The 19,163-nt window shown below is 73.0% G+C and carries 12 protein-coding genes; 6 read left to right on the top strand and 6 right to left on the bottom strand.

Going from position 1 to position 19,163, the window contains the following annotated elements:
- Window position 1: 1 nt before the first annotated feature.
- From ACW14Y_RS07795 to ACW14Y_RS07780, 4 genes are all read right to left on the bottom strand, one after another.
- Complete coding sequence (locus tag ACW14Y_RS07795) at window positions 2–1,309, bottom strand: glycoside hydrolase 5 family protein (RefSeq protein WP_380307310.1); 1,308 nt, start codon at window positions 1,307–1,309, stop codon at window positions 2–4.
- Between the two features lie 100 nt (window positions 1,310–1,409).
- The gene (locus ACW14Y_RS07790; RefSeq protein ID WP_456986333.1) at window positions 1,410–2,306 is read right to left on the bottom strand and encodes a carbohydrate ABC transporter permease; all 897 of its coding nucleotides are present in this window, start codon (window positions 2,304–2,306) and stop codon (window positions 1,410–1,412) included.
- 3 nt (window positions 2,307–2,309) lie between these two features.
- Complete coding sequence (locus ACW14Y_RS07785) at window positions 2,310–3,182, bottom strand: carbohydrate ABC transporter permease (protein ID WP_380307306.1); 873 nt, start codon at window positions 3,180–3,182, stop codon at window positions 2,310–2,312.
- Window positions 3,183–3,273: 91 nt separating this feature from the next.
- The gene (locus tag ACW14Y_RS07780) at window positions 3,274–4,566 is read right to left on the bottom strand and encodes an ABC transporter substrate-binding protein (RefSeq protein ID WP_380307304.1); all 1,293 of its coding nucleotides are present in this window, start codon (window positions 4,564–4,566) and stop codon (window positions 3,274–3,276) included.
- A gap of 143 nt (window positions 4,567–4,709) precedes the next feature.
- Between ACW14Y_RS07780 and ACW14Y_RS07775 the strand changes: the two genes are divergently transcribed.
- The 5 genes from ACW14Y_RS07775 (at window position 4,710) to ACW14Y_RS07755 (ending at window position 16,243) form a co-directional block, all read left to right on the top strand.
- On the top strand, window positions 4,710–5,786 hold the full coding sequence (locus tag ACW14Y_RS07775; protein ID WP_380307302.1) for a LacI family DNA-binding transcriptional regulator: 1,077 nt from the start codon (window positions 4,710–4,712) through the stop codon (window positions 5,784–5,786).
- Window positions 5,787–6,116: 330 nt separating this feature from the next.
- A complete protein-coding gene (locus ACW14Y_RS07770) occupies window positions 6,117–8,582 on the top strand; it encodes an endo-beta-N-acetylglucosaminidase (RefSeq protein ID WP_456986332.1) in 2,466 nt (821 codons plus the stop codon).
- Between the two features lie 87 nt (window positions 8,583–8,669).
- Window positions 8,670–12,890 carry a glycoside hydrolase family 38 N-terminal domain-containing protein gene (locus ACW14Y_RS07765; RefSeq protein ID WP_456986331.1) on the top strand — a complete coding sequence of 1,407 codons (4,221 nt, stop codon included), beginning with the start codon at window positions 8,670–8,672 and terminating at the stop codon, window positions 12,888–12,890.
- Entirely contained in the window at window positions 12,887–13,633 is a 747-nt protein-coding gene (locus ACW14Y_RS07760) for a DUF7158 domain-containing protein (RefSeq protein ID WP_456986330.1), read from the top strand. Before ACW14Y_RS07765 ends, ACW14Y_RS07760 begins: the two co-directional genes overlap by 4 nt.
- A gap of 285 nt (window positions 13,634–13,918) precedes the next feature.
- Window positions 13,919–16,243, top strand: coding sequence for a transglycosylase domain-containing protein (locus ACW14Y_RS07755; RefSeq protein ID WP_402722133.1), 2,325 nt, complete (start codon window positions 13,919–13,921; stop codon window positions 16,241–16,243).
- 214 nt (window positions 16,244–16,457) lie between these two features.
- Here the strand turns inward: ACW14Y_RS07755 and ACW14Y_RS07750 are convergent, their stop codons facing one another.
- Entirely contained in the window at window positions 16,458–16,841 is a 384-nt protein-coding gene (locus tag ACW14Y_RS07750) for a hypothetical protein (RefSeq protein ID WP_380394226.1), read from the bottom strand.
- A 327-nt stretch (window positions 16,842–17,168) separates the two neighbouring features.
- Here ACW14Y_RS07750 and ACW14Y_RS07745 point away from each other — a divergent pair, with 327 nt between their 5' ends.
- On the top strand, window positions 17,169–18,173 hold the full coding sequence (locus tag ACW14Y_RS07745) for a helix-turn-helix domain-containing protein (RefSeq protein WP_456986329.1): 1,005 nt from the start codon (window positions 17,169–17,171) through the stop codon (window positions 18,171–18,173).
- A 172-nt stretch (window positions 18,174–18,345) separates the two neighbouring features.
- On the opposite strand, the gene ACW14Y_RS07740 is transcribed toward ACW14Y_RS07745, so the two are convergent.
- Complete coding sequence (locus tag ACW14Y_RS07740) at window positions 18,346–19,152, bottom strand: ABC transporter ATP-binding protein (RefSeq protein WP_380311388.1); 807 nt, start codon at window positions 19,150–19,152, stop codon at window positions 18,346–18,348.
- Window positions 19,153–19,163: the final 11 nt, after the last annotated feature.

Below are 19,163 nucleotides of genomic sequence, written 5' to 3'. Positions count from 1 at the left end.
GTCAGCGGACTCCGTTGGGCGACTGGGCGAGGGGGAGGGAGGGTCGGCGGAGTTCGTCCGGGTGGACGAGTTCGGTGATGCCCCGGGCGGCGAGGTGGGCGGCGTCCCCGGCGCGCTCGGCCAGCACCGCGGTCGGCCGGGCGCCGTCCGCGGCCAGCCGCATGAAGGTCTCGAACACGGCGCCGCCGGGACCGCAGACCGAGCGGCCCGGCGCGGTCACCTCGTCCCCGGCGGCGACCACCACGGCGGTGCGGCGCGGCGCGGGCGCCCGCCAGTCGGCGCGCGCGGCGGCGACCGCCTCCGCCAGCCGCTCCCCGGCCGGCTTGACCCGCCGGTCGTTGGTCAGCAGGCCGAGGCTGTACTCCAGCTCCGGGAAGTCCGCCAGCGAGCGGTCCACGTCGTGCGAGCACCACCAGGTGACGCCCCACAGGTCGGGGCAGTCCAGCACCGCGGCGACGGTCGCGCCGGTGAACCGGGCGGCGTCCGCGGCGGTGATGTGCGGGGCCGGGGCGCCGACCTCCTGGAGCCAGACCGGGCGGTGCGGGTCCCCGGCCCAGGCCTTGGACAGCTCCACCAGGTAGGCGGCGTGCTGGTCGCTCGCGGTGGAGCGGGCGCCGTAGCGCTGCGCGGTGCCGTTGAACACCCAGGAGTGCACGGCGGTGGCCGCGCCGATCCGGGCCGAGTGCCAGGGCGTGAACGGGTGCCCGTCCAGGTACCAGGCGGCGTCGTAGGAGGCGTGCAGGTGCAGTCGGCCGGGGGCGCCGCGCTCGCAGGCGTCGACCATCCGGCGCAGCCAGGCCCCGGCCTGCTCGGGGGTGGCCCGGTGCGGGTCGGGGTGCGGCTCGCCGGAGAACTGGTTGACCTCGTTGCCGACCGTCATGCCGAGGAAGTTGGGCCGTTCGGCGAGCGCGGCGGCGAGGGTGCGCAGATAGGCGGCCTGGCCGTCGACCACGTCCGGGTCGGTGAACATGTTCCGGCGGTGCCAGGTGCGGATCCAGGCCGGTTCGAAGTCGAAGCTGGACAGATGGCCCTGGAGGCCGTCCACGGCGACGTCGAGCCCGCGCTCCCCGGCCGCGTCCACCAGGGCCACCAGCTGCTCGACGGCGCGCGGGCGGATCAGGGTGCGATTGGGCTGGAACAGCGGCCAGAGCGGGAACACCCGGACGTGGTCCAGGCCGAGCGCGGCGATCGAGTCGAGGTCGGCGCGGACGGCGTCGAGGTCGAAGTCGAGCCAGTGGTGGAACCAGCCGGCGGTGGGCGTGTAGTTGACGCCGAAGCGCGGGGCGGTGGTCCGCGGAGCGGTGGTCATGGTCGGTGGCTCCCTGGGAGGAGGAACGGCGGTGCGTCCGGTGCGGTCCGGGTGCGGTCGTCCGGGTGCGGTCGTCCGGTGCGGTCGTCCGGTGCGGGGGTCAGCCCTTCACGGCACCCTCCTCCACTCCCTTGAAGAAGAAGCGCTGGCACACCGCGAACACCACCACGATCGGCAGGAAGGCGATCATGGTGCCGGCCGCGATCAGCCGGGGGTTGGCGCTGAAGGTGCCGTTGAGGTACTGGAGGCCCACCGTGAGGGTGTACTTCTGCGGGTCGTTGAGCACGATCAGCGGCCAGAGGAAGTCGTCCCAGGCGCCGATGAAGGTGAAGATCACGATCACGCTGAGCATGCCGCGCACGTTCGGCAGCCCGATGTGCCAGAGCCGCTGGCGGACGTTGGCACCGTCCACCAGTGCCGCCTGCTCCAGCTCGGGCGGGACGGCGGCGAAGGCGGTGCGCATCAGCAGCACGTTGAGCATGGAGAGCGCGCCGGGCAGGGCCACCCCGGTCAGGGTGTCGGCCAGGCCGAGGCTGCGCACGGTGACGTACTGGGAGACGACGGTGGCCTCGCCGGGCAGCACCAGGGTGGCCAGCAGCAGGCCGAACACCAGGCGGACGCCCCGGAAGCGCAGCTTGGCGAGCGCGTAGCCGGCCAGGGTGCAGCCGACCACGTTGCCGAAGATCGCGATGCCGGCGACGACCAGCGAGTTGGCGGCGTACGTCCAGACCGGGATGGTGTCGGCGACCTTGAGGTAGTTGTCGACGGTGGGGTGGTCCGGGAGGAAGTGCGGGGTGGCGGACCAGACGTCCTCGGTCGGGCCCTTGAGGGAGGTGGAGAGCTGCCACAGGAACGGCCCGACGACCAGCAGCAGGACGAACAGGAGCAGCAGGTAGCGCAGCGCGGTCTCGGCGGGGGAGGGGGTGTTGAAGCTGCGGGAGCGCGAGGTGTCGGAGCCGCGGGAACGCGGGGAGTCGGAGCTGCGGGAGCGCCTCACGGGTCAGGCCGCCTTCCGGTTGAGGCGCGTCAGCAGCAGCATCGGGCCGAGGGTGATGAGGAACAGCAGCAGGCTGAGCGCCGAGGCGTAACCGAGGTGGCCGTTGAAGCCCCGGCTGTACATCTGGATCAGCATCACCACCGACATGTCCCGGCCGCCGGGGCCGCCGGTGCCGTTGGAGAGCACGTACAGCTCGGAGAACACCCGCAGCGAGGAGACCGAGATCAGCACCGAGACCAGCACCATGGTGGGCCGCACCCCCGGCAGGGTGACGTGCAGGAAGCGGCGCAGCGCGCCCGCGCCGTCGACCGCGGCGGCCTCGTGCAGCTCCCGGCCGACGTTGGCCAGCGCCGACAGGTAGATGACCATGTAGTAGCCGAGGCCCTTCCAGGTGGTCAGGGCGATCGCGCTGAGCAGCAGCAGCCAGCGGTCGGTGAGGAAGGGGACCGGTGAGTCGGCGAGGCCGGTCTGCCGCAGCACGCCGTTGATCAGCCCCCGGTCGTTCAGGGCCCAGCCCCAGATCAGGGCGACCACGACGGCGGAGGCGACGACGGGGGTGTAGAAGGCGGTGCGGAAGAAGGTGATGCCGGGCAGCCGGCGCTGGACCAGCAGGGCCAGCAGCAGCGGCAGCACGGTCAGCAGCGGCAGGCAGATCAGCAGGTAGATCACGGAGTTGAGCAGGGCGTCGGCCAACTGGTCGTCGCTGAGGGCGCGTTGGTAGTTGTCGAGGCCGGTGAACCGCCCGCCGCCCAGCGGCTTGGCGTTGGTGAACGACAGGATCACCGTGTTGGCGGCGGGCCAGAGGTTGAAGACGGCCAGCCAGATCAGTGCGGGCCCGGCGAGCAGCCAGGGGGTGAACCAGCGCCGGTGGGTCATGCCGTGCCTTCCTGGGGCGGGGGTCGCGGGTCGTTCCCGGTGGGCGGCGGCTCCCCGGGGGCGGGGCCGCCGCCCACCGGCGCGCGGGCGGTCAGCCCTTGAGGAGCTGGTTGCACCGCTCGACGGCGGTGTCCAGGGCCTGCTTGGAGCTGGTGTCGCCGCTGATCGCGAGGGTGAACTGCTGCTTGACGATGGTGCTCATCGCGTCGTCCACCTGGACCGGCTGGAGCATCTTCGCCTTCGCCAGCGAGGTGAAGGCGACGACCTTGGCGTCGCCGGCGTTGCTGCCGTCGGACGTGCTGAACAGCGGGTCGTTCGCGGAGGCCTTGGTGGAGGGGAAGATGCTGGTCAGCTTGGAGAAGGCGGCCTGGTTCTCCGGGCTGGTGACCCAGCGGGCCAGGGCCACCGCGGCGGCCGGGTTCTTGGTGCCCTTCGGCACGGACACGCCCTGGACGTAGAGCGGCGGGGTGCCCATCGACGGGGAGGACACGATCTTCGGGGCGAGGGTGGGGTTGTCGGTGGCGACGGTGGTGACGAAGTTGGCCCCGGCGGTGGTCCAGGCGGCGGTGCCGGCGGTGAAGAGCTTGGAGTTGCCGGCGTAGGTGTCGGTGAGGACGTCGTTCGGCAGCAGCCCCTCCTTGAACGCGGCGCGGTACTTGTCCAGTACGGCGGCGGCCTCGGGGGTGTTGAAGGTGAACGACCTGCCGTCCTCCGCCATCACCTTGACGCCCGCGTCGACCAGGTCGCCGAGGCCGGGCTTGCGGCTCATCAGGTAGACCGATCCGCCGGCCTTCTCCTTGAAGGTCCTGGCCTGGGCGATGAGTTCGTCCAGGGTGGTGGGGAGCTTCTTCGGGTCCAGGCCGTACTTGGTGAGCAGTTCGGCGTTCCAGTAGTTGACGTCGGTGTTGAGGTACCAGGGGTAGCCGAAGGTGCCGCCCAGGCCCGCGTACCGGTAGGCGTCGAGGCCGCCGGCCACGTACTCCTCGGCGAGCTTCGGATCGGCCTTGGCGACGTCCAGCAGCAGGCCCTGCTTCGCCAGCGGGAGGGCGAAGTCCGGTGGCAGGTTGACCACGTCGGGCAGGGTGCCGGCGGCGGCCTGGCTGAGGACCTTGTCGGAGTAGCCGTCGCCGGGCTGGTCCAGCCAGTCGACCTCGACGCCCGGGTACTTCTGCTTGAAACCGTCGATCACGCCCTGCACATAGGCGGTGAACTTCGGCTTGAGCGCCCAGGTCTGGAGCGAGACCTTGCCCTTGACCTCGCCGGTGGCGGCGGCGCTCGCCGCACTGTCGCCGCTGCCGGAGCTGCCGTCGGAGCCGAGTCCGCAGCCTGTGGCCAGGGTCGCGGTGAGGACCGCCGTCGTGACCGCCGCCCGGATTCTACGCATGAGGGTTCTCCCGTGGTGGGTGGGGGAGGGGGATGCATCGGGGATTGCGCGTGGTTTCGGAACCTGTCTTACTAAACCGGTCTAGCTGTTGCAGGGACTATGCTCCGGCCTAAACTTGGCTGTCAAGAGAGGAGTCGGAACCCGTGGGCAGACCGACCATCGCCGACATCGCCCGTCGGGCGGGAGTCTCCAAGGGCGCGGTGTCCTTCGCGCTCAACGGCCGCCCGGGGGTGAGCGAGGCGACCAGGGCCCGGATCCTCCAGGTCGCCGAGGAGATGAACTGGCGGCCGCACAGCGCCGCCCGCGCCCTCGGCGGGGCCAGGGCGGACGCGGTCGGACTGGTGATCGCCCGCCCGGCCAGGACCATCGGCGTCGAGCCGTTCTTCAGCCAACTGCTGTCCGGCCTCCAGGCGGTGCTGTCCGCGCACTCCGTCGCCCTGCAGCTGATGGTGGTCGAGGACACCGCGGCCGAGATCGAGGTCTACCGCCGCTGGGCCTCCGAGCACCGGGTCGACGGCTTCGTCGTGGTCGACCTCCAGCTGCGCGACCCCAGGCTCGCCGTCCTGGACGCGCTCGGCCTGCCCGCCGTCGTGCTCGGCGGACCGGGCAAGGGCGCCGGGCCGCTGCGGATCTGGGCCGACGACCGCGAGGCGATGCTCTCCATCGTCGACTACCTGGCCGCCATCGGACACCGGCGGATCGCCCACCTGGCCGGGCTGCCGCACTTCCAGCACACCCAGCGGCGGATCCGCGCGCTGCGCGACGCCTCCCGCCGGCTCGGCCTGGAGGAGGCGCTCTCGGTGCCGACCGACTTCAGCGACGCCGAGGGCGCCGCCGCCACCCGCACCCTGCTCTCCCGGCCCCGGCGGCCCACCGCGATCGTCTACGACAGCGACGTGATGGCGGTGGCCGGCCTCGGCGTGGCGGGCGAGATGGGCGTCGCGGTGCCGGGGGAGCTGTCCATCGTCTCCTTCGACGACTCGGTGCTCGCCCGGATCGTGCACCCGCCGCTCACCGCGCTGAGCCGGGACACCTTCGCGCTCGGCGAGCAGGTGGCGCGCAGCCTGCTGGCGGTGATCGACGACGCCGGGCCCGGCCGTGACCTGCAGATGCCGACGCCGCGGCTGACCGTGCGCGAGTCCACCTCGCCGCCGGCCGGCGGTTCACCGCTGGGCGTGAACTCCACCGGCACCGTTGACAGCGCCTCTGAACCGGTTTAGCCTCGCTGGCGCCGAGCGGGTCCCGCTCGGCGCACCACCGCGGGGCCGGAGTCCGGCGAGGCGCCCGCGGCCGTCCGGCCGGCCCGTTCGCACCCGGGCCCGCACCGGTTCCACCGCGCCCGCGCGCCGCACCCCGCCCGGAGCCCGCAGCACCGGCACCGCGCACCCGGCTCCGTCCCGCACGTCGCACCCGCCGCACCCAGCACCCGCCGTACCCGCACACCTCGCACCCGCACCTGCCGTACCCGCACATGCACCGCCGGGCCGTGCCCGCCCCGGGCGAGGCCCGCTCCCACCCTCCTCCGCCTTCCGCGCGAACGGAGCCAGCGCATGTCACGACGACGGATCCCCCGCCTGCTCGGCGCCGCCCTCGGTGCGGCCGTCCTGGGCCTCACCCCCGCGGTCGCCGCCGCCGCACCCACCCCCGCCGCCCCGTCCCCGGCCGCCCCCGCCGCGGCGAACGCGGCCACCGGCACCCAGCCCTACGCCTCCTACTGGTACCCGAACACCATCCTCGGCTGGGACCCGGCGACCGACCCGGACGCCCGGTTCAACCGCGCCCGCGTCCCGCTCCAGCCCCGCACCGCCGACCCGGCGCTCAAGGCCAACCCCAACGCCCGTGCGGACGAGGGGAAGATCGCCTCGCTGGTCTCCTTCGGCCCCACCTCCAACAACCCCTCCCAGGGCTCCACCGACCCCAACTACTACGCCTTCGGCTACTGGCAGTACGTCGACAAGCTGGTGTTCTGGGGCGGCTCCGCCGGCGAGGGCCTCATCCTCGCCCCCAACCCGACCGTGATCGACGCCGCCCACCGCAACGGCGTCAAGGTCTACGGCACGGTGTTCTTCCCGCCCGCCGCGTACGGCGGCCAACTCCAGTGGGTGCGCGACTTCGTGCAGAAGTCCGGCAGCCGCTACCCGGTCGCCGACAAGCTCGTCCAGGCCGCCCAGTACTACGGCTTCGACGGCTGGTTCATCAACCAGGAGACCGGCGGCGGCGATTCGGCCCTCGCCGGCCAGGTCCGCGACCTGATGCAGTACACCAAGGCGCAGAGCGCGACCGAGTTCATGTGGTACGACGCCATGACCGAGTCCGGGTCGGTCAGTTGGCAGAACGCCCTGACCGGCGCCAACGACAGCTTCCTCCAGGACGGCGCCAGGCGCACCTCCGACTCGATGTTCCTCAACTTCAACTGGTCGTCCGGCGGCCTGGACTCCTCCCGCACCCTGGCCCGGGGCCTCGGCCGGGGCGAGTACGAGCTCTACTCCGGCATCGACACCGAGTCCAACGGCTACAACACCGGCGTCGACTGGAACACGCTCTTCCCCGCCGGCAAGCCGCACACCACCTCGCTCGGCCTCTACCGCCCCGAGTGGACCTGGAAGTCCGCGACCGACCGGGCCGACTACCTGGCCAAGGACGCCCGGTACTGGGTCGGCGCCAACAACGACCCCTCCAACACCTCCACCTCCTCCTCCTGGAAGGGCCTGGCGAGCTACGTCGCCGAGTCCACCCCGGTCACCGCCAAGCCCTTCGTCACCAACTTCTCCTCCGGCGAGGGCGACTTCTACAACGCGGCCGGCGCCAGGGTCGCCACCGGCGGCTGGAACAACCTCTCGCTCCAGGACGTCCCGCCCACCTACCACTGGCTGGTGGAGTCCACCGGCAGCAAGGTGACCCCGTCCGTCGACTTCACCGACGCCTACGAGGGCGGCTCCTCGCTGCGCCTCACCGGGACGCCGAGCGCCGTCAACACCGTGCGGCTGTACCAGAGCAGGCTGCCGGTCGCGGCCGACACCAAGCTGTCGGTGGTGCTGAAGACCCCCGCCGCCGGTGCCACCCGGCTCGCCGCCGCGGTCTCCTTCACCGACGCGCCGACGAGCTTCACCACTCTCGACCTCGGCGCCACCACCGGCACCGGCTGGGAGCGCAGGACCCTCGACCTGTCCGCCTACGCCGGCCGCACCATCGCCCAGATCGGTCTGCGGACCACCGGCACCGGCTCCGCCTACGATCTGCGGATCGGCCAACTCGCGGTGTACGACGGCGCGGTGGACGCCCCGGCGGCGCCGTCCGGGCTGACCGTGCTCGGCGCGGCCGACGTGGTGGCCGGGAGCAGCCAGTCGCTGCGGCTCGCCTGGACGCCGTCCGCCGGCGGGAACGTGCACCACTACGAGCTGTACCGGCGCAACGCCGACGGCACCCGGAGCTACCTGGGCGCCACCCCGTCCGACGCGTACTTCGTCAACCGGCTGGACCGCGCCGGGACGGAGGCGAGCACCACCGTCGAGGTCGAGGCCGTCTCCACCGAGTACGGCCGCTCGACCGTCGCCACCACCACCGTCCCCTGGACCGGCACCCCGCCCACCGGCACCAACCTGGCGCTGGGCCGTCCGGCCACCGCCTCCGGTCAGTGCAACACCGACGAGGGCCCGGCCAAGGCCGTCAACGGCACCGTCAACGGCGGGAACGGCGACAAGTGGTGCACCCTCACCAGCAGCAAGTGGCTGGAGGTGGACCTCGGTTCGGCGAAGCCGCTGACGAAGTTCGTGGTCAAGCACGCCCAGGCGGGCGGGGAGAGCGCCTCGTTCAACACCCGGGACTTCTCGGTGCAGGTCCGCTCCGCCGCCACCGACCCGTGGACCACCGTGGCCACCGTCACCGGCAACACCGCCGGCACCACCACCCACCCCGTGACCACCACGGCCCGGTACGTCCGGCTGGTGGTGACCAAACCGACCCAGGGCACCGATCCGGCCGCCCGGATCTACGAGTTCGAGGCCTGGGGCGCCTGACCCGCCCCTGGGGTGCCTGACACCTCCCTGGGGACCCGACACCCCGTCGCGCTCCCCGGACCGCTCCTTCCCGAAAGGACCCTCCCCGTGCCGGTCACCCTCACCGCCGTCGAGAGCACGGACCTGTTCACCGGCCCCGAGCACGCCCCGCGGCAACTGCTGCGGGTCACCCTCGACGGCCCGCCCGCCACCCGGATCACCGTCACCGGCCCGGGCGTGCGCGGCGGGGCGGCCGGCACGGGGCAGGTCGAAGTCCCCCTGGAGATCACCGGCGCCGCCCCCGGTGACCGGCTGCCGGTCACCGTCGAGGCCGGCGGGGCCCGCGCCGGGGGCGTCGTCGAGGTCGCCGAACCCGGCTGGACGATGTTCCTCGTCTCGCACTTCCACTACGACCCGGTGTGGTGGAACACCCAGGCCGCCTACACCTCCCCCTGGGAGCTGCTCTCCGCCGACGCCACCACCCGGCCGCTGTGGGAGCGCAACGGCTTCGCGCTCGTCGACGCCCATCTCGACCTGGCGCTGCGCGACCCGGTGTACAAGTTCGTGCTCGCCGAAGTCGACTACCTGAAGCCGTACTTCGACCAGCACCCGGAGCGCCGGGAGACGCTGCGGCTGCTGCTCGACCGGGGGCAGGTGGAACTCGTCGGCGGCACCTACAACGAGCCCAACACCAATCTCACCGGCGCCGAGACCACGATCCGCAACATCGCCTACGGCATCGGCTACCAGCGGGACGTCCTCGGCGGCGACCCGCAGACCGCCTGGCAGCTCGACGTGTTCGGGCACGACCCGCAGTTCCCCGGCCACCTCGCCGCCGCCGGACTCACCGGCAGCGCCTGGGCGCGCGGCCCGTTCCACCAGTGGGGACCGATCCAGAAGAACTTCCGGGAGGCCAAGGACGACGCCCGGGTGATGCAGTTCCCCAGCGAGTTCGAATGGATCGCCCCGAGCGGCGAGGGCGTGCTCACCCACTACATGCCGCACCACTACTCGGCCGGCTGGTGGATGGACTCCTCGGCCGATCTCGCCACCGCCGAACGGGCCGTGTACGAGCTCTACCGCAAGCTCAAGCCGGTCGGCGCGACCAGGAACCTGCTGCTGCCGGTCGGCACCGACTACACCCCGCCCAACAAGTGGGTCACCGCGATCCACCGCTCCTGGGCCGCCAAGTACCTGTGGCCGAGGTTCGTCTGCGCCACCCCCCGCGACTTCCTGGACGCGGTGCGCGCCGAACTCGCCGCCACCGGCCGCCGGCCGAGCCCGCAGACCCGGGACATGAACCCCGTCTACACCGGCAAGGACGTCTCCTACATCGACACCAAGCAGGCCCAGCGGGCGGCGGAGACCGCGGCCGTCGACGCCGAGAAGCTCGCGGTGCTCGCCGAGGCGCAGGGCCTGGGCCGCTACCCGGCGGCCGCGCTCGACAAGGCGTGGCGCCACCTCGCCTACGGCGCCCACCACGACGCGATCACCGGCTCCGAGTCCGACCAGGTGTACCTGGACCTGCTCGGCGGCTGGCGGGAGGCGTACGACCTGGCGTCCGACGTCCGTGACCGGGCCCTGGACGCGCTGACGGCCCGGATCGGCACTCCGGTGGGCGAGGGGGGCTGCGTGGTCGTCACCAACACGCTCTCCTTCGACCGCACCGACCTGGTGGCCGTCCCGCTGCCCCCGTTGCCTCCCGGGGCGGCGGCCGGCGGGGTGCGGGTGCTGGACGACACCGGCGCGCCGGTGCCCTGCGCGCTCGACCGGGGCACCCTGCGCTTCCTGGCCGAGGACGTGCCGGCGCTCGGCTGGCGGACCTGGCGGCTGCTGCCCGGAGTTCCGGACCCGACGCCCTGGCACCCGGCCGAGGGCCTCACCATCACCAACGCCCGCTACCGGGCGACCGCCGACCCGGCCCGCGGCGGCTGTCTGAGCTCCGTCCACGACCTGCTCCACGCACGGGAGTTGATCCGGCCGGGACTGGTCGGCAACGAGCTGCGGGTGTACGAGGAGTACCCCCAGCACCCCGACTTCGGCGAGGGCCCCTGGCACCTGATCCCCAAGGGCCCGGTGACCGGATCCGCCGAACTGCCGGCCGAGGTCCGCCGGGAGACCGGCCCACTCGGCGAACGGCTGGTGGTCACCGGGACGGTGGACGGCCTGCGGTTCGAGCAGACGGTCACCCTGTGGCGCGGCCTCGACCGGGTCGACTGCCGGACCAGGGTGGTCGACCACGCGGGCGCCGACCGGCTGCTGCGGCTGCGGTTCCCCGTCGACCTGCCCGGCGCGCTGCCGGTCAGCGAGGTGGCGGGCGCCGTCGTCGGCCGGGGCTTCGCGATGCCGGACGTCGACTCGGCCGACGCGCCGTGGACACTCGACAACCCCGCCAACACCTGGTTCGGCCTCGGCTCCACCGCGCGGGCCGTGCTCACCGACCCGGCCACCGGCGCACCGCTCGGTGAACGGGCCTTCGGCGTCGCGGAGGTGGTCGTCCCCGAGCTGGACGCCGCCGCCGACGCCCGGGAGCTCGTCGTCGCGCTCGCCCGGGTCGGCGTCACCGCCACCACCTCCGGCGCCGACTGGGCCCGCTACGGCTGGCTGGACGTCGACTCCAACCTGCCGGACCTGCGGATCCTCCTCGGCGGACCGGAGACCAACGCCGCTACCCGGGAGTTGCTGGAGAGCGCGGGCGAGGAGTACGCGGCCGTGCTCAAGGCCCGCGGCGCCGTCTGGGTGCCCGCCGCCGCCCCGCTGACCGAGGTCTGGCGGCCCGGCGCCGACCTGCGCGACCTGCGCTCCCTGCCCGCGCTGGTCGTCACCGACCCGGCCGCGCTCGCCGCCGACCTCGCGGACGCCCGGATCACCGCCCCCTGCCCGGCGGCCCCGCCCGCCGCCGAACAACTCACCGATTACACCGTGGCGTTGCTGACGTACGGTCTGCCCGGCTTCGCCGTCGACACCACCGGCGCGCTCCACCTCTCGCTGCTGCGCTCCTGCACCGGCTGGCCCTCCGGCGTCTGGATCGACCCGCCCCGGCGCACCCTGCCCGACGGCGCGTCCTTCCAGCTCCAGCACTGGACGCACGACTTCCACTACGCCCTGGTCGGCGGTCCCGGGGACTGGCGGGACCAGGAACTCCCCTCCCAGGGCCAGGAGTTCAACCACCCGCTGTATGCGAGGGCGGTGCCCGCCGGGCAGTCGGGACCGCTGCCCGCCACGCTCTCCTGGCTGCGGGTCGAACCCGCCCGCCGGGTGCTGCTCGGCGCCCTCAAACCGGCCGGGAACCCGATCGCCCACGGCTCCGCCGCCGACGCGAGCGCCCAACTGCTCACCGTCCGCCTGGTCGAGTCGACCGGGCTCGGCAGTACTGTCGCCCTCGGCGGCGCGCTGGGCCTGGTCGACCTGTGCCACGCCGACCTGCTGGAGCGGCCCACCGGCCCGGTCGACGGCGAACTCGCGCTCCCCGGCTCGGCGTTCGCCACCCTGCTGGCCCGTCCCGGGGTGGTCGCCGACCCGGCCGGACCTGTGCTCGGCGCGACCGCCGAACCCGCCCAGCCCGTGCACGCCCGCTACTGGCTGCACAACCGGGGCCCGGCGCCGCTCGGCTACCTGCCGGTGTCCGTCGGCGCCTCGCCCGGCCTGCTGCGGACCGCCGGGGAGCCCGTCACCCTGTCGGTCGCGCTCTCCTCCCAGCTCCAGGACGCCGCCGTGGAGGGCACCGCCACCGTCCACCCGCCCGAGGGCTGGACGGCCGGGCCCACCGCCCGCCCCTATCGGCTGGTCCCCGGCGGCCACCTCCGCTTCCCGGTCACCCTCACCCCGCCCGCCGACGCCGGACCCGGCCTGTACTTCGCCGCCGTCCGGGTGGCCCACGACGGGCAGGAGATCGAGGACGTGGTCACGGTGGCGGTCGGCGAGCTGCCGGACGTCCTGCCCGTCCCCGGCGGGGCGCCCGAGGACTGGACCGCGGCCCAGGGCACCACGGCGGCCGAGGGCCGCGACACCGGCCTCGGCGTCGCCGTGCTCGCCGACACCGTCCGGCTCGTCCCGGGGGAGCGGGGCGTCCTGGCGCTGCGGCTGACCAACCGCACCCGGGGCGAGATCCGCGGCGAACTGCAACTCGTCTCGCCCTGGGGCAGCTGGGAGGCCCTCGCCGCCCCCGTCCGGGGCTTCACCCTCGCCGCGGGCGCCGAATCGGTGGAGGAGTTCGCACTCGCCGCGCCGGCCGCGACGGACCCGGGCGCGTACTGGGCCCTGGCCAAGGTGATGTGGTTCGGCCGCTGCCAGTACGCCCCCATCGTCGCCGTGGTGGTCGCACCGTGACCGCCTCCGCCGAAGCCCCGACCACCCCCGCCGAAGCCCCGGTCCTCGGCCTGCTCGACGGCCGGCCGCTGCCCCGCACCGGCCTCGACCGCCGCCTCGCCGCCCTGCGCACCGGGCCCCGCGCCGCCGCGCTGCCCGTGCCGGGCAGCGGCGAGGACCGGCAACTCGCCTGCTGGGTCGCCCAGGTGCTGCTGACCGAGGCGCTCTGCGAGGCGGTCGCCGCCGAACGCGGCCTGGCCGTCCGCCCGGACGCCGCGCCCGCCCGGCTCGACCAGCAGGCCGCCGTCGAACTCGGTTCGATCACCGCCGCCGCGTACGAGGGCAACGCGGCGGTGCGGGCCGTCTGTGCCGAGGTCACCGCCGACGTCGAGCCCTCGGCCGCAGAGGTCGCCCACTACCGCGCCCTCACCGAGCGCCCGCCGGTCGCCGAATGGCGGCTCGCCCTCCCGGACGGCTCCGTGTTCGACGCCGCCCCGGACACCCTCCCGCTCGCCCTCTCCGCCGCCCTGCGCGCCGCGGCCCCCGGTGAGTGGGTCACCGCCGCCGGCCGGACCGCGACCCGCCTCGTCGCCGACCTCGCCACCGTTCCGGAAACCGACCCGTCGGCCGTCGTGCGCGCCGCCGCCCGCCGGGCCGCCTTCGTCCGCTGGCTCGACCACGCCCGCGCCACCCGCCTCACCCTCGTCCCCGGCCTGGAACACCCCGGCGACCCGGCCCAGCCCGACAACCACCACCGCCACTGAGCGGGCCGGACCCACGCCCGCCACCCGTCCGCCGCCCGCCCGGGCAGGCCGACTGCCCGTTCGGGCGGCGGGCGTGTGCAACCTTTTCGCCCGTCCGGGGCGTCAATACAGTGCCGGGCCCTGCCCGCGGCCCCGGGCAGTACCGGTGCGAAAGTTCCGGCGCGGCAATAGAGTTCGTGCACCGATTGTTCCGTCGGGATCCTTCTCGGGGATTTGTTGCCCGGCTGTGACAATCCCGGGGGAAAACCGGTTCGAGCGCTCACGGACGAGGATTAGCATTCCGGCATGGAATCGAACACTCCCCCGATCTGGAGCTCGCCCGAGGACGAGACGCCGCAGCCGGCCCGGAACTCGCCGCTGCGGCTGGTCCGCCACAGCGCGACCTTCCTGGGCGTCAGTGTGGTGTCCGGCGCGCTGCTGGCGGGCATGGCCCTGCCCGCCGTCGGCGCGCTCGGGCTGTCCGCCAAGAACACGGCGGAGGGGTTCGACGACATCCCGGACGACTTCAGGACGCCGCCGCTCACCCAGGCGACCCAGATCTTCGACGCCAAGGGCGGGCTGATCGCCAAGGTCTACGAGCGCGACCGCACCGTGCTCACCGCCGAGCAGATGTCCCCGCTGATGCGGCAGGCGCAGGTCGACATCGAGGACGCCCGCTTCTACGAGCACGGCGCCGTCGACCCGAAGGGCGTGCTCCGGGCGATCAGCAAGAACGCGGAGAGCGGCACCACCGCGCAGGGCGCGTCCACGCTGACCCAGCAGTACGTGAAGAACGTGAACGTCGAGAAGGCCGGCGACGACCCGGTGGCGGTCCGGGAGGCGCAGCGCAAGACCCTGGGCCGCAAGATCCAGGAGCTGAAGATCGCCATCAAGTTGGAGGAGGACCTGACCAAGGACCAGATCCTCACCAACTACCTCAACATCACCTATTACGGGAACGGCGCCTACGGTGTCGAGGCCGCCTCCCAGCGGTACTTCGGGAAGAGCAACAAGGACCTCACCGTCGCCGAGGCCGCGACCCTGGCGGGCCTGGTGCAGAACCCGTCCCAGTACGACCCCAAGGCGCACCCGCAGGCCTCGCTCAACCGGCGCAACACGGTGCTCGACAAGATGCTGGAGAACGGCCACATCACGGCCGACCAGGCCAAGGAGGCCAAGGCCGCCCCGCTGGGCCTGAACTACAAGGACCCGCAGAACGGCTGCATCACCGCCAAGGCGGGCATGGGCTTCTTCTGCGACTACGTCCGGCACGTGGTCAAGCAGGACCCGGCCTTCGGTGCCACCGCCGCCGACCGCAAGAAGCTCTGGGACCAGGGCGGTCTGAACATCCGCACCACCCTCGACCCGGACAAGCAGGCGGCCGCCCAGAACGCGGTCAGCTCCAATGTCCGGGTCACCGACCCGGTGTCGGCCGCCGCCACCATGGTCGAGCCGGGCACCGGCAAGATCCTGGCGATGGCCCAGACCCGCCCGTACGGCCTCTCCTCGGCCAAGAACCAGACCGTCGTCAACTTCAACGTCGACGCGGCGATGGGCGGCGGCAACGGCTTCCAGCCCGGTTCCACCTTCAAGCCGGTCGTGGTGGCCGCGGCCCTGGAGGCGGGCCTGACGTCCACCCAGGAGTACCCCTCGCCGAACAAGCTCGAGTACCCGACGGTGAAGACCTGCGAGGGCACCTGGAAGAACAACTCCAAGCCCAAGGCGGTGGTGCCCAACGAGTCGGCGAACGAGCAGGGGCCGTACCAGCTGAAGGAGGCGATGGCCCTCTCGGTCAACACCTACTTCGTGCAGATGGAGCAGGAGATCGGCCTCTGCGCGATCAAGCAGATGGCCAACAAGCTCGGCATCGCCACCAAGGCCAGCGGCAAGCCGCTGGAGGAGGTCCCCGCGATGGCCCTGGGCGTCGAGGAGGTGAGCCCGCTGAGCATGGCCGGCGTCTACGCGACCTTCGCCGCCAACGGCACCTACTGCGCCCCGCTCGCCGTCACCTCGATCACCACCGTCGACGGCAAGGACGTGCCGGTGCCGCCCGCCCACTGCGAGAAGGCCTTCTCCCCGGAGACCGCCAAGGTGCTGAACGCCGTTCTCAACGGCGTCACCGAGACCGGCACCGGCCGCGACCTCGGTCTGGAGGGGGACCGGCAGATCGCCGGCAAGACCGGCACCTCCGACAAGAAGCGGGCCGCCTGGTTCAGCGGCTACACCCCGCAGCTCGCCACCTCGGTCTGGATCGGCGGCCCCAACGGCGGTGTGGAGATGCGCAACATCAGCATCAACGGCAAGTACCGCAAGGAGGTCTTCGGCGCCGACGGCCCCGGGCCGATCTGGCGGGACGCGATGAACGAGGCCCTGCGCGGGACGCCCAAGCAGACCATGCCGATGGCCGACATCCCCGACCCGGCCCCCCGGAAGGACCCGAAGGACAGCGGCAGCGCCAGTGGCAGCCCCACGGGTTCGCCGACCGGTTCCCCGACCAACGGCACCCGTGGTGGCCGGACCTCGGCCCCGGCCCACCCGCCGACCAACGCTCCGGCCACGGCTCCTGCCAACGCTCCGGCGGGCGCTCCGGCCGAAGGGGCCGCGAACGCCCCCTCGGGACAGAACGACTGACGGTCCATCGGGCCCGACCGGTGTGCCGGGCGGGCCCGATGGCGGGTTGGGTGCTTGACCAACGGGGTGTCCGGAGTGTTGGGCATGCGACCAACCGGGGTGTCCGACCGGTTGGTCGCATGCCCAATGGAGTGCGCCGGCAGTTGGGCGTCCGACCAACGGGACGCCCGGCCCGACCGGCGGGTATGGGGCCCCGACGGTCGGGCGTGCGAACTCAGTTGAGCGGACCGCAGGAGTGGGTCTGACGGGTGCCGTTGTACCAGCGTTCGACGCACACCTGCATGCTGTGCCCAGGTCCGTCGTACCACCAGCCGGAGCCGGCACCGGTCGAGTGCCAGACCTCCTGGCCGTTGTCGATCAGGCTGAAGCGACACCAGTAGGGGTCGGTCGCCGAGGCCTGGATCGGGTTGGCCTCCATGTAGTCGTGCCACCCGGTGCTGGTCGACTGGAGCTGGATCTCTTCGAGGGCCACGCAGGAACCGCTGCCCACCGTGAAGTTGCCTTCCTGCGCGAAGGCCGGGTTGGCGCCCAGGGCGAGGACGGCGGCCGTGCCGAACGCGGCAGCGAGGCCGAACCTGATCTTCCTGTCGTTGCCCATGCTTGTTCCCTCCGTAGTTCTCCGGCGCCCCGGCTCCCGGGAGCGCTCCTTGGCACGGTGTTCCTGTCGCCAACGACTCAAGTCCTTCATCCGCGCGCGGTCCCGTGACCCGGGCCCGCCGGGACCGCGGTGACCGCGGTGACCGCGGTGCGTGAACGAGGGCGCATGAGGTCTCCGTTGACAGGAGTGGACGGTCGGTGGTCCGGTACCGGAACCGGTGGGACCGAGCCTGGCAGCGCTCCCACGGGGTCGCACGGAGTTTCGGCGCGGCCCGAAACCGGCCGGTAGCATCAGGGACGCCGATGGGCACGACACGGGGGCGATGCGGTGCTGAGGCTTCACCTCACTTTCGAGGACCTGTCCAAGATCACGCTCAATGACTCGCCACCACCGTTGAGCGAGGCGGTGCTGGCCCTGCAGGCGCTCTCCCGCACCGACCAGCACGTACGCTTCGCACCGTGGCGGGAAGGCCTGCGAGGCCGGATACCGGCCGCCGTCCGCCCGCTCCGCGACCTCGTACCGGCCCACGGCTGGATCCCGGACTTCCTCACCCCGGTCCTCCGGGGCGACCCGGGCGACGCCGCCGCCGCGGTGGAGGCCGTCCGCGCCACCTCCAGGCGCCGGCTCCGCACCGACCTCGTCCGCCTCGGCACCACCACCCGCCTGCCCAGCTGGGTGCGCGGCCTCGCGGACGGCGACAGCGACACCATGACCGCCGTCGCCGACGCGCTGACCGCCTGGAACCGGATCGCCGTCACCCCGCACGAGCTCCGCATCCAGGCCGCGCTGGACGCCGACATCGGCCACAAGCGCACTGTCCTGACCCACCACGGCGTCGACGCCCTGCTCCGCCAGGTACATCCCGCCGTCGCCTGGCAACCACCCGTCCTGACCGTGCGATCCCCGACGGACGCGGACGTCGACCTGGCCGGACGAGGCCTGCGCCTGGCCCCGATGCTGTTCTGCGGCCCCCTGCCCCGGGTGCGCCTCGGCGACGACACCGGCAGCCCGACCGTCCTGGCGTACCCGCTGCCCTTCGACCCCCAGAGCGCCCACCCGCTCACCGCAGGCGGTCCCGACCTGCGGACCCGCAACGGGGAAGCTCTCGGCCGGCTCCTCGGCGGTACCCGAGCCGCCCTCCTGCGGACCATCGCCGCCGCTCCGGGACTCACCACCAGCGACCTCGCACACCGCACCGACGTCGCCCTCGCCACCGCCTCCGAACACGCCACCGTGCTCCGAGAGACAGGACTCGTCACCAGCCGACGTGACGGCAACCGCGTCCGCCACTACCCCACCACCGCGGCCGCGGCCCTCCTCCGAGCCCAGTGAGACAGCGGAACACACGGGACAACCGGCCGCTGGGAGACACGGGCACGACGACACCGGCCCACCGTGAGCGGGCAGTTCGAGGTCCGTTCCGACGGACGGTTCGGATCGGATGCTGTCCTGCTCTGCCTCCGGCGCCTTCGAAGGTCGGTCCGAAACGATCGGTCGGGGTCGGTCAGTTCCGCTTCGGGGCCGCCGGGACGACCAGCGGTGTTCCCGTCTCCGGGTCGGGGATGATCCGGCACGGCAGGCGGTAGACCTCCTCCACCAGCTCCGCGGTGAGGATCTCGCCCGGGTCGCCGGCGGCGACCACCCGGCCCTCGCGCATGACGATCAGGTGGGTGGCGTAGCGGGCCGCCTGGTTGAGGTCGTGGAGGACGGCGACCAGGGTGCGGCCCTGGGTGCGGTGGAGGCGGTCGCAGAGGTCCAGGACCTCGATCTGGTGGCTGATGTCGAGGTAGGTGGTGGGCTCGTCGAGGAGCAGCAGCGGGGTCTGCTGGGCGAGCGCCATGGCGATCCAGACGCGCTGGCGCTGGCCGCCGGAGAGCTCGTCGACGGGGCGGTCGGCGAGTTCGGCGACGCCGGTGGCGGCCATCGACTCCTCGGTGATCCGTTCGTCCTCGCGGGACCACTGGCGCAGCAGGCCCTGGTGGGGGTGGCGGCCGCGGGCGACGAGGTCGGCGACGGTGATGCCGTCGGGGGCCACCGAGGACTGGGGGAGCAGGCCGAGGGTGCGGGCGACCCGGCGGGCGGGGAGGCGGGCGAGGTCGGCGCCGTCGAGGAGGACGGTGCCGCGGGTGGGGCGCAGGACGCGGGCGAGGGCGCGCAGCAGGGTGGACTTGCCGCAGGCGTTGGGGCCGATGACCACGGTGAAGGAGCCGTCGGGGATCTCGACGTCCAGGCCCTCGGCGACGGTCCGCCGGTCGTAGGAGAGGGTGAGGTCGCGGGCGGTGAGGCGCGGGGTGGCGGCGACGAGGGGCATGGCGGGGTCCC

The sequence above is a fragment of the Kitasatospora sp. cg17-2 genome, from assembly GCF_054031055.1.
The sequence above is the reverse complement of the archived record's forward strand: the minus strand, read 5'-3'. Positions and strand labels throughout refer to the sequence as shown.

Excerpts from the sequence above, each read along its gene's own strand:
- ACW14Y_RS07785 (WP_380307306.1), bottom strand. The coding sequence starts at position 3,182 with ATGACCCACCGGCGCTGGTTCACCCCCTGGCTGCTCGCCGGGCCCGCA.
- ACW14Y_RS07770 (WP_456986332.1), top strand. The coding sequence starts at position 6,117 with ATGTCACGACGACGGATCCCCCGCCTGCTCGGCGCCGCCCTCGGTGCG.
- ACW14Y_RS07740 (WP_380311388.1), bottom strand. The coding sequence starts at position 19,152 with ATGCCCCTCGTCGCCGCCACCCCGCGCCTCACCGCCCGCGACCTCACC.
- ACW14Y_RS07755 (WP_402722133.1), top strand. The coding sequence starts at position 13,919 with ATGGAATCGAACACTCCCCCGATCTGGAGCTCGCCCGAGGACGAGACG.
- ACW14Y_RS07795 (WP_380307310.1), bottom strand. The coding sequence starts at position 1,309 with ATGACCACCGCTCCGCGGACCACCGCCCCGCGCTTCGGCGTCAACTAC.
- ACW14Y_RS07780 (WP_380307304.1), bottom strand. The coding sequence starts at position 4,566 with ATGCGTAGAATCCGGGCGGCGGTCACGACGGCGGTCCTCACCGCGACC.
- ACW14Y_RS07750 (WP_380394226.1), bottom strand. The coding sequence starts at position 16,841 with ATGGGCAACGACAGGAAGATCAGGTTCGGCCTCGCTGCCGCGTTCGGC.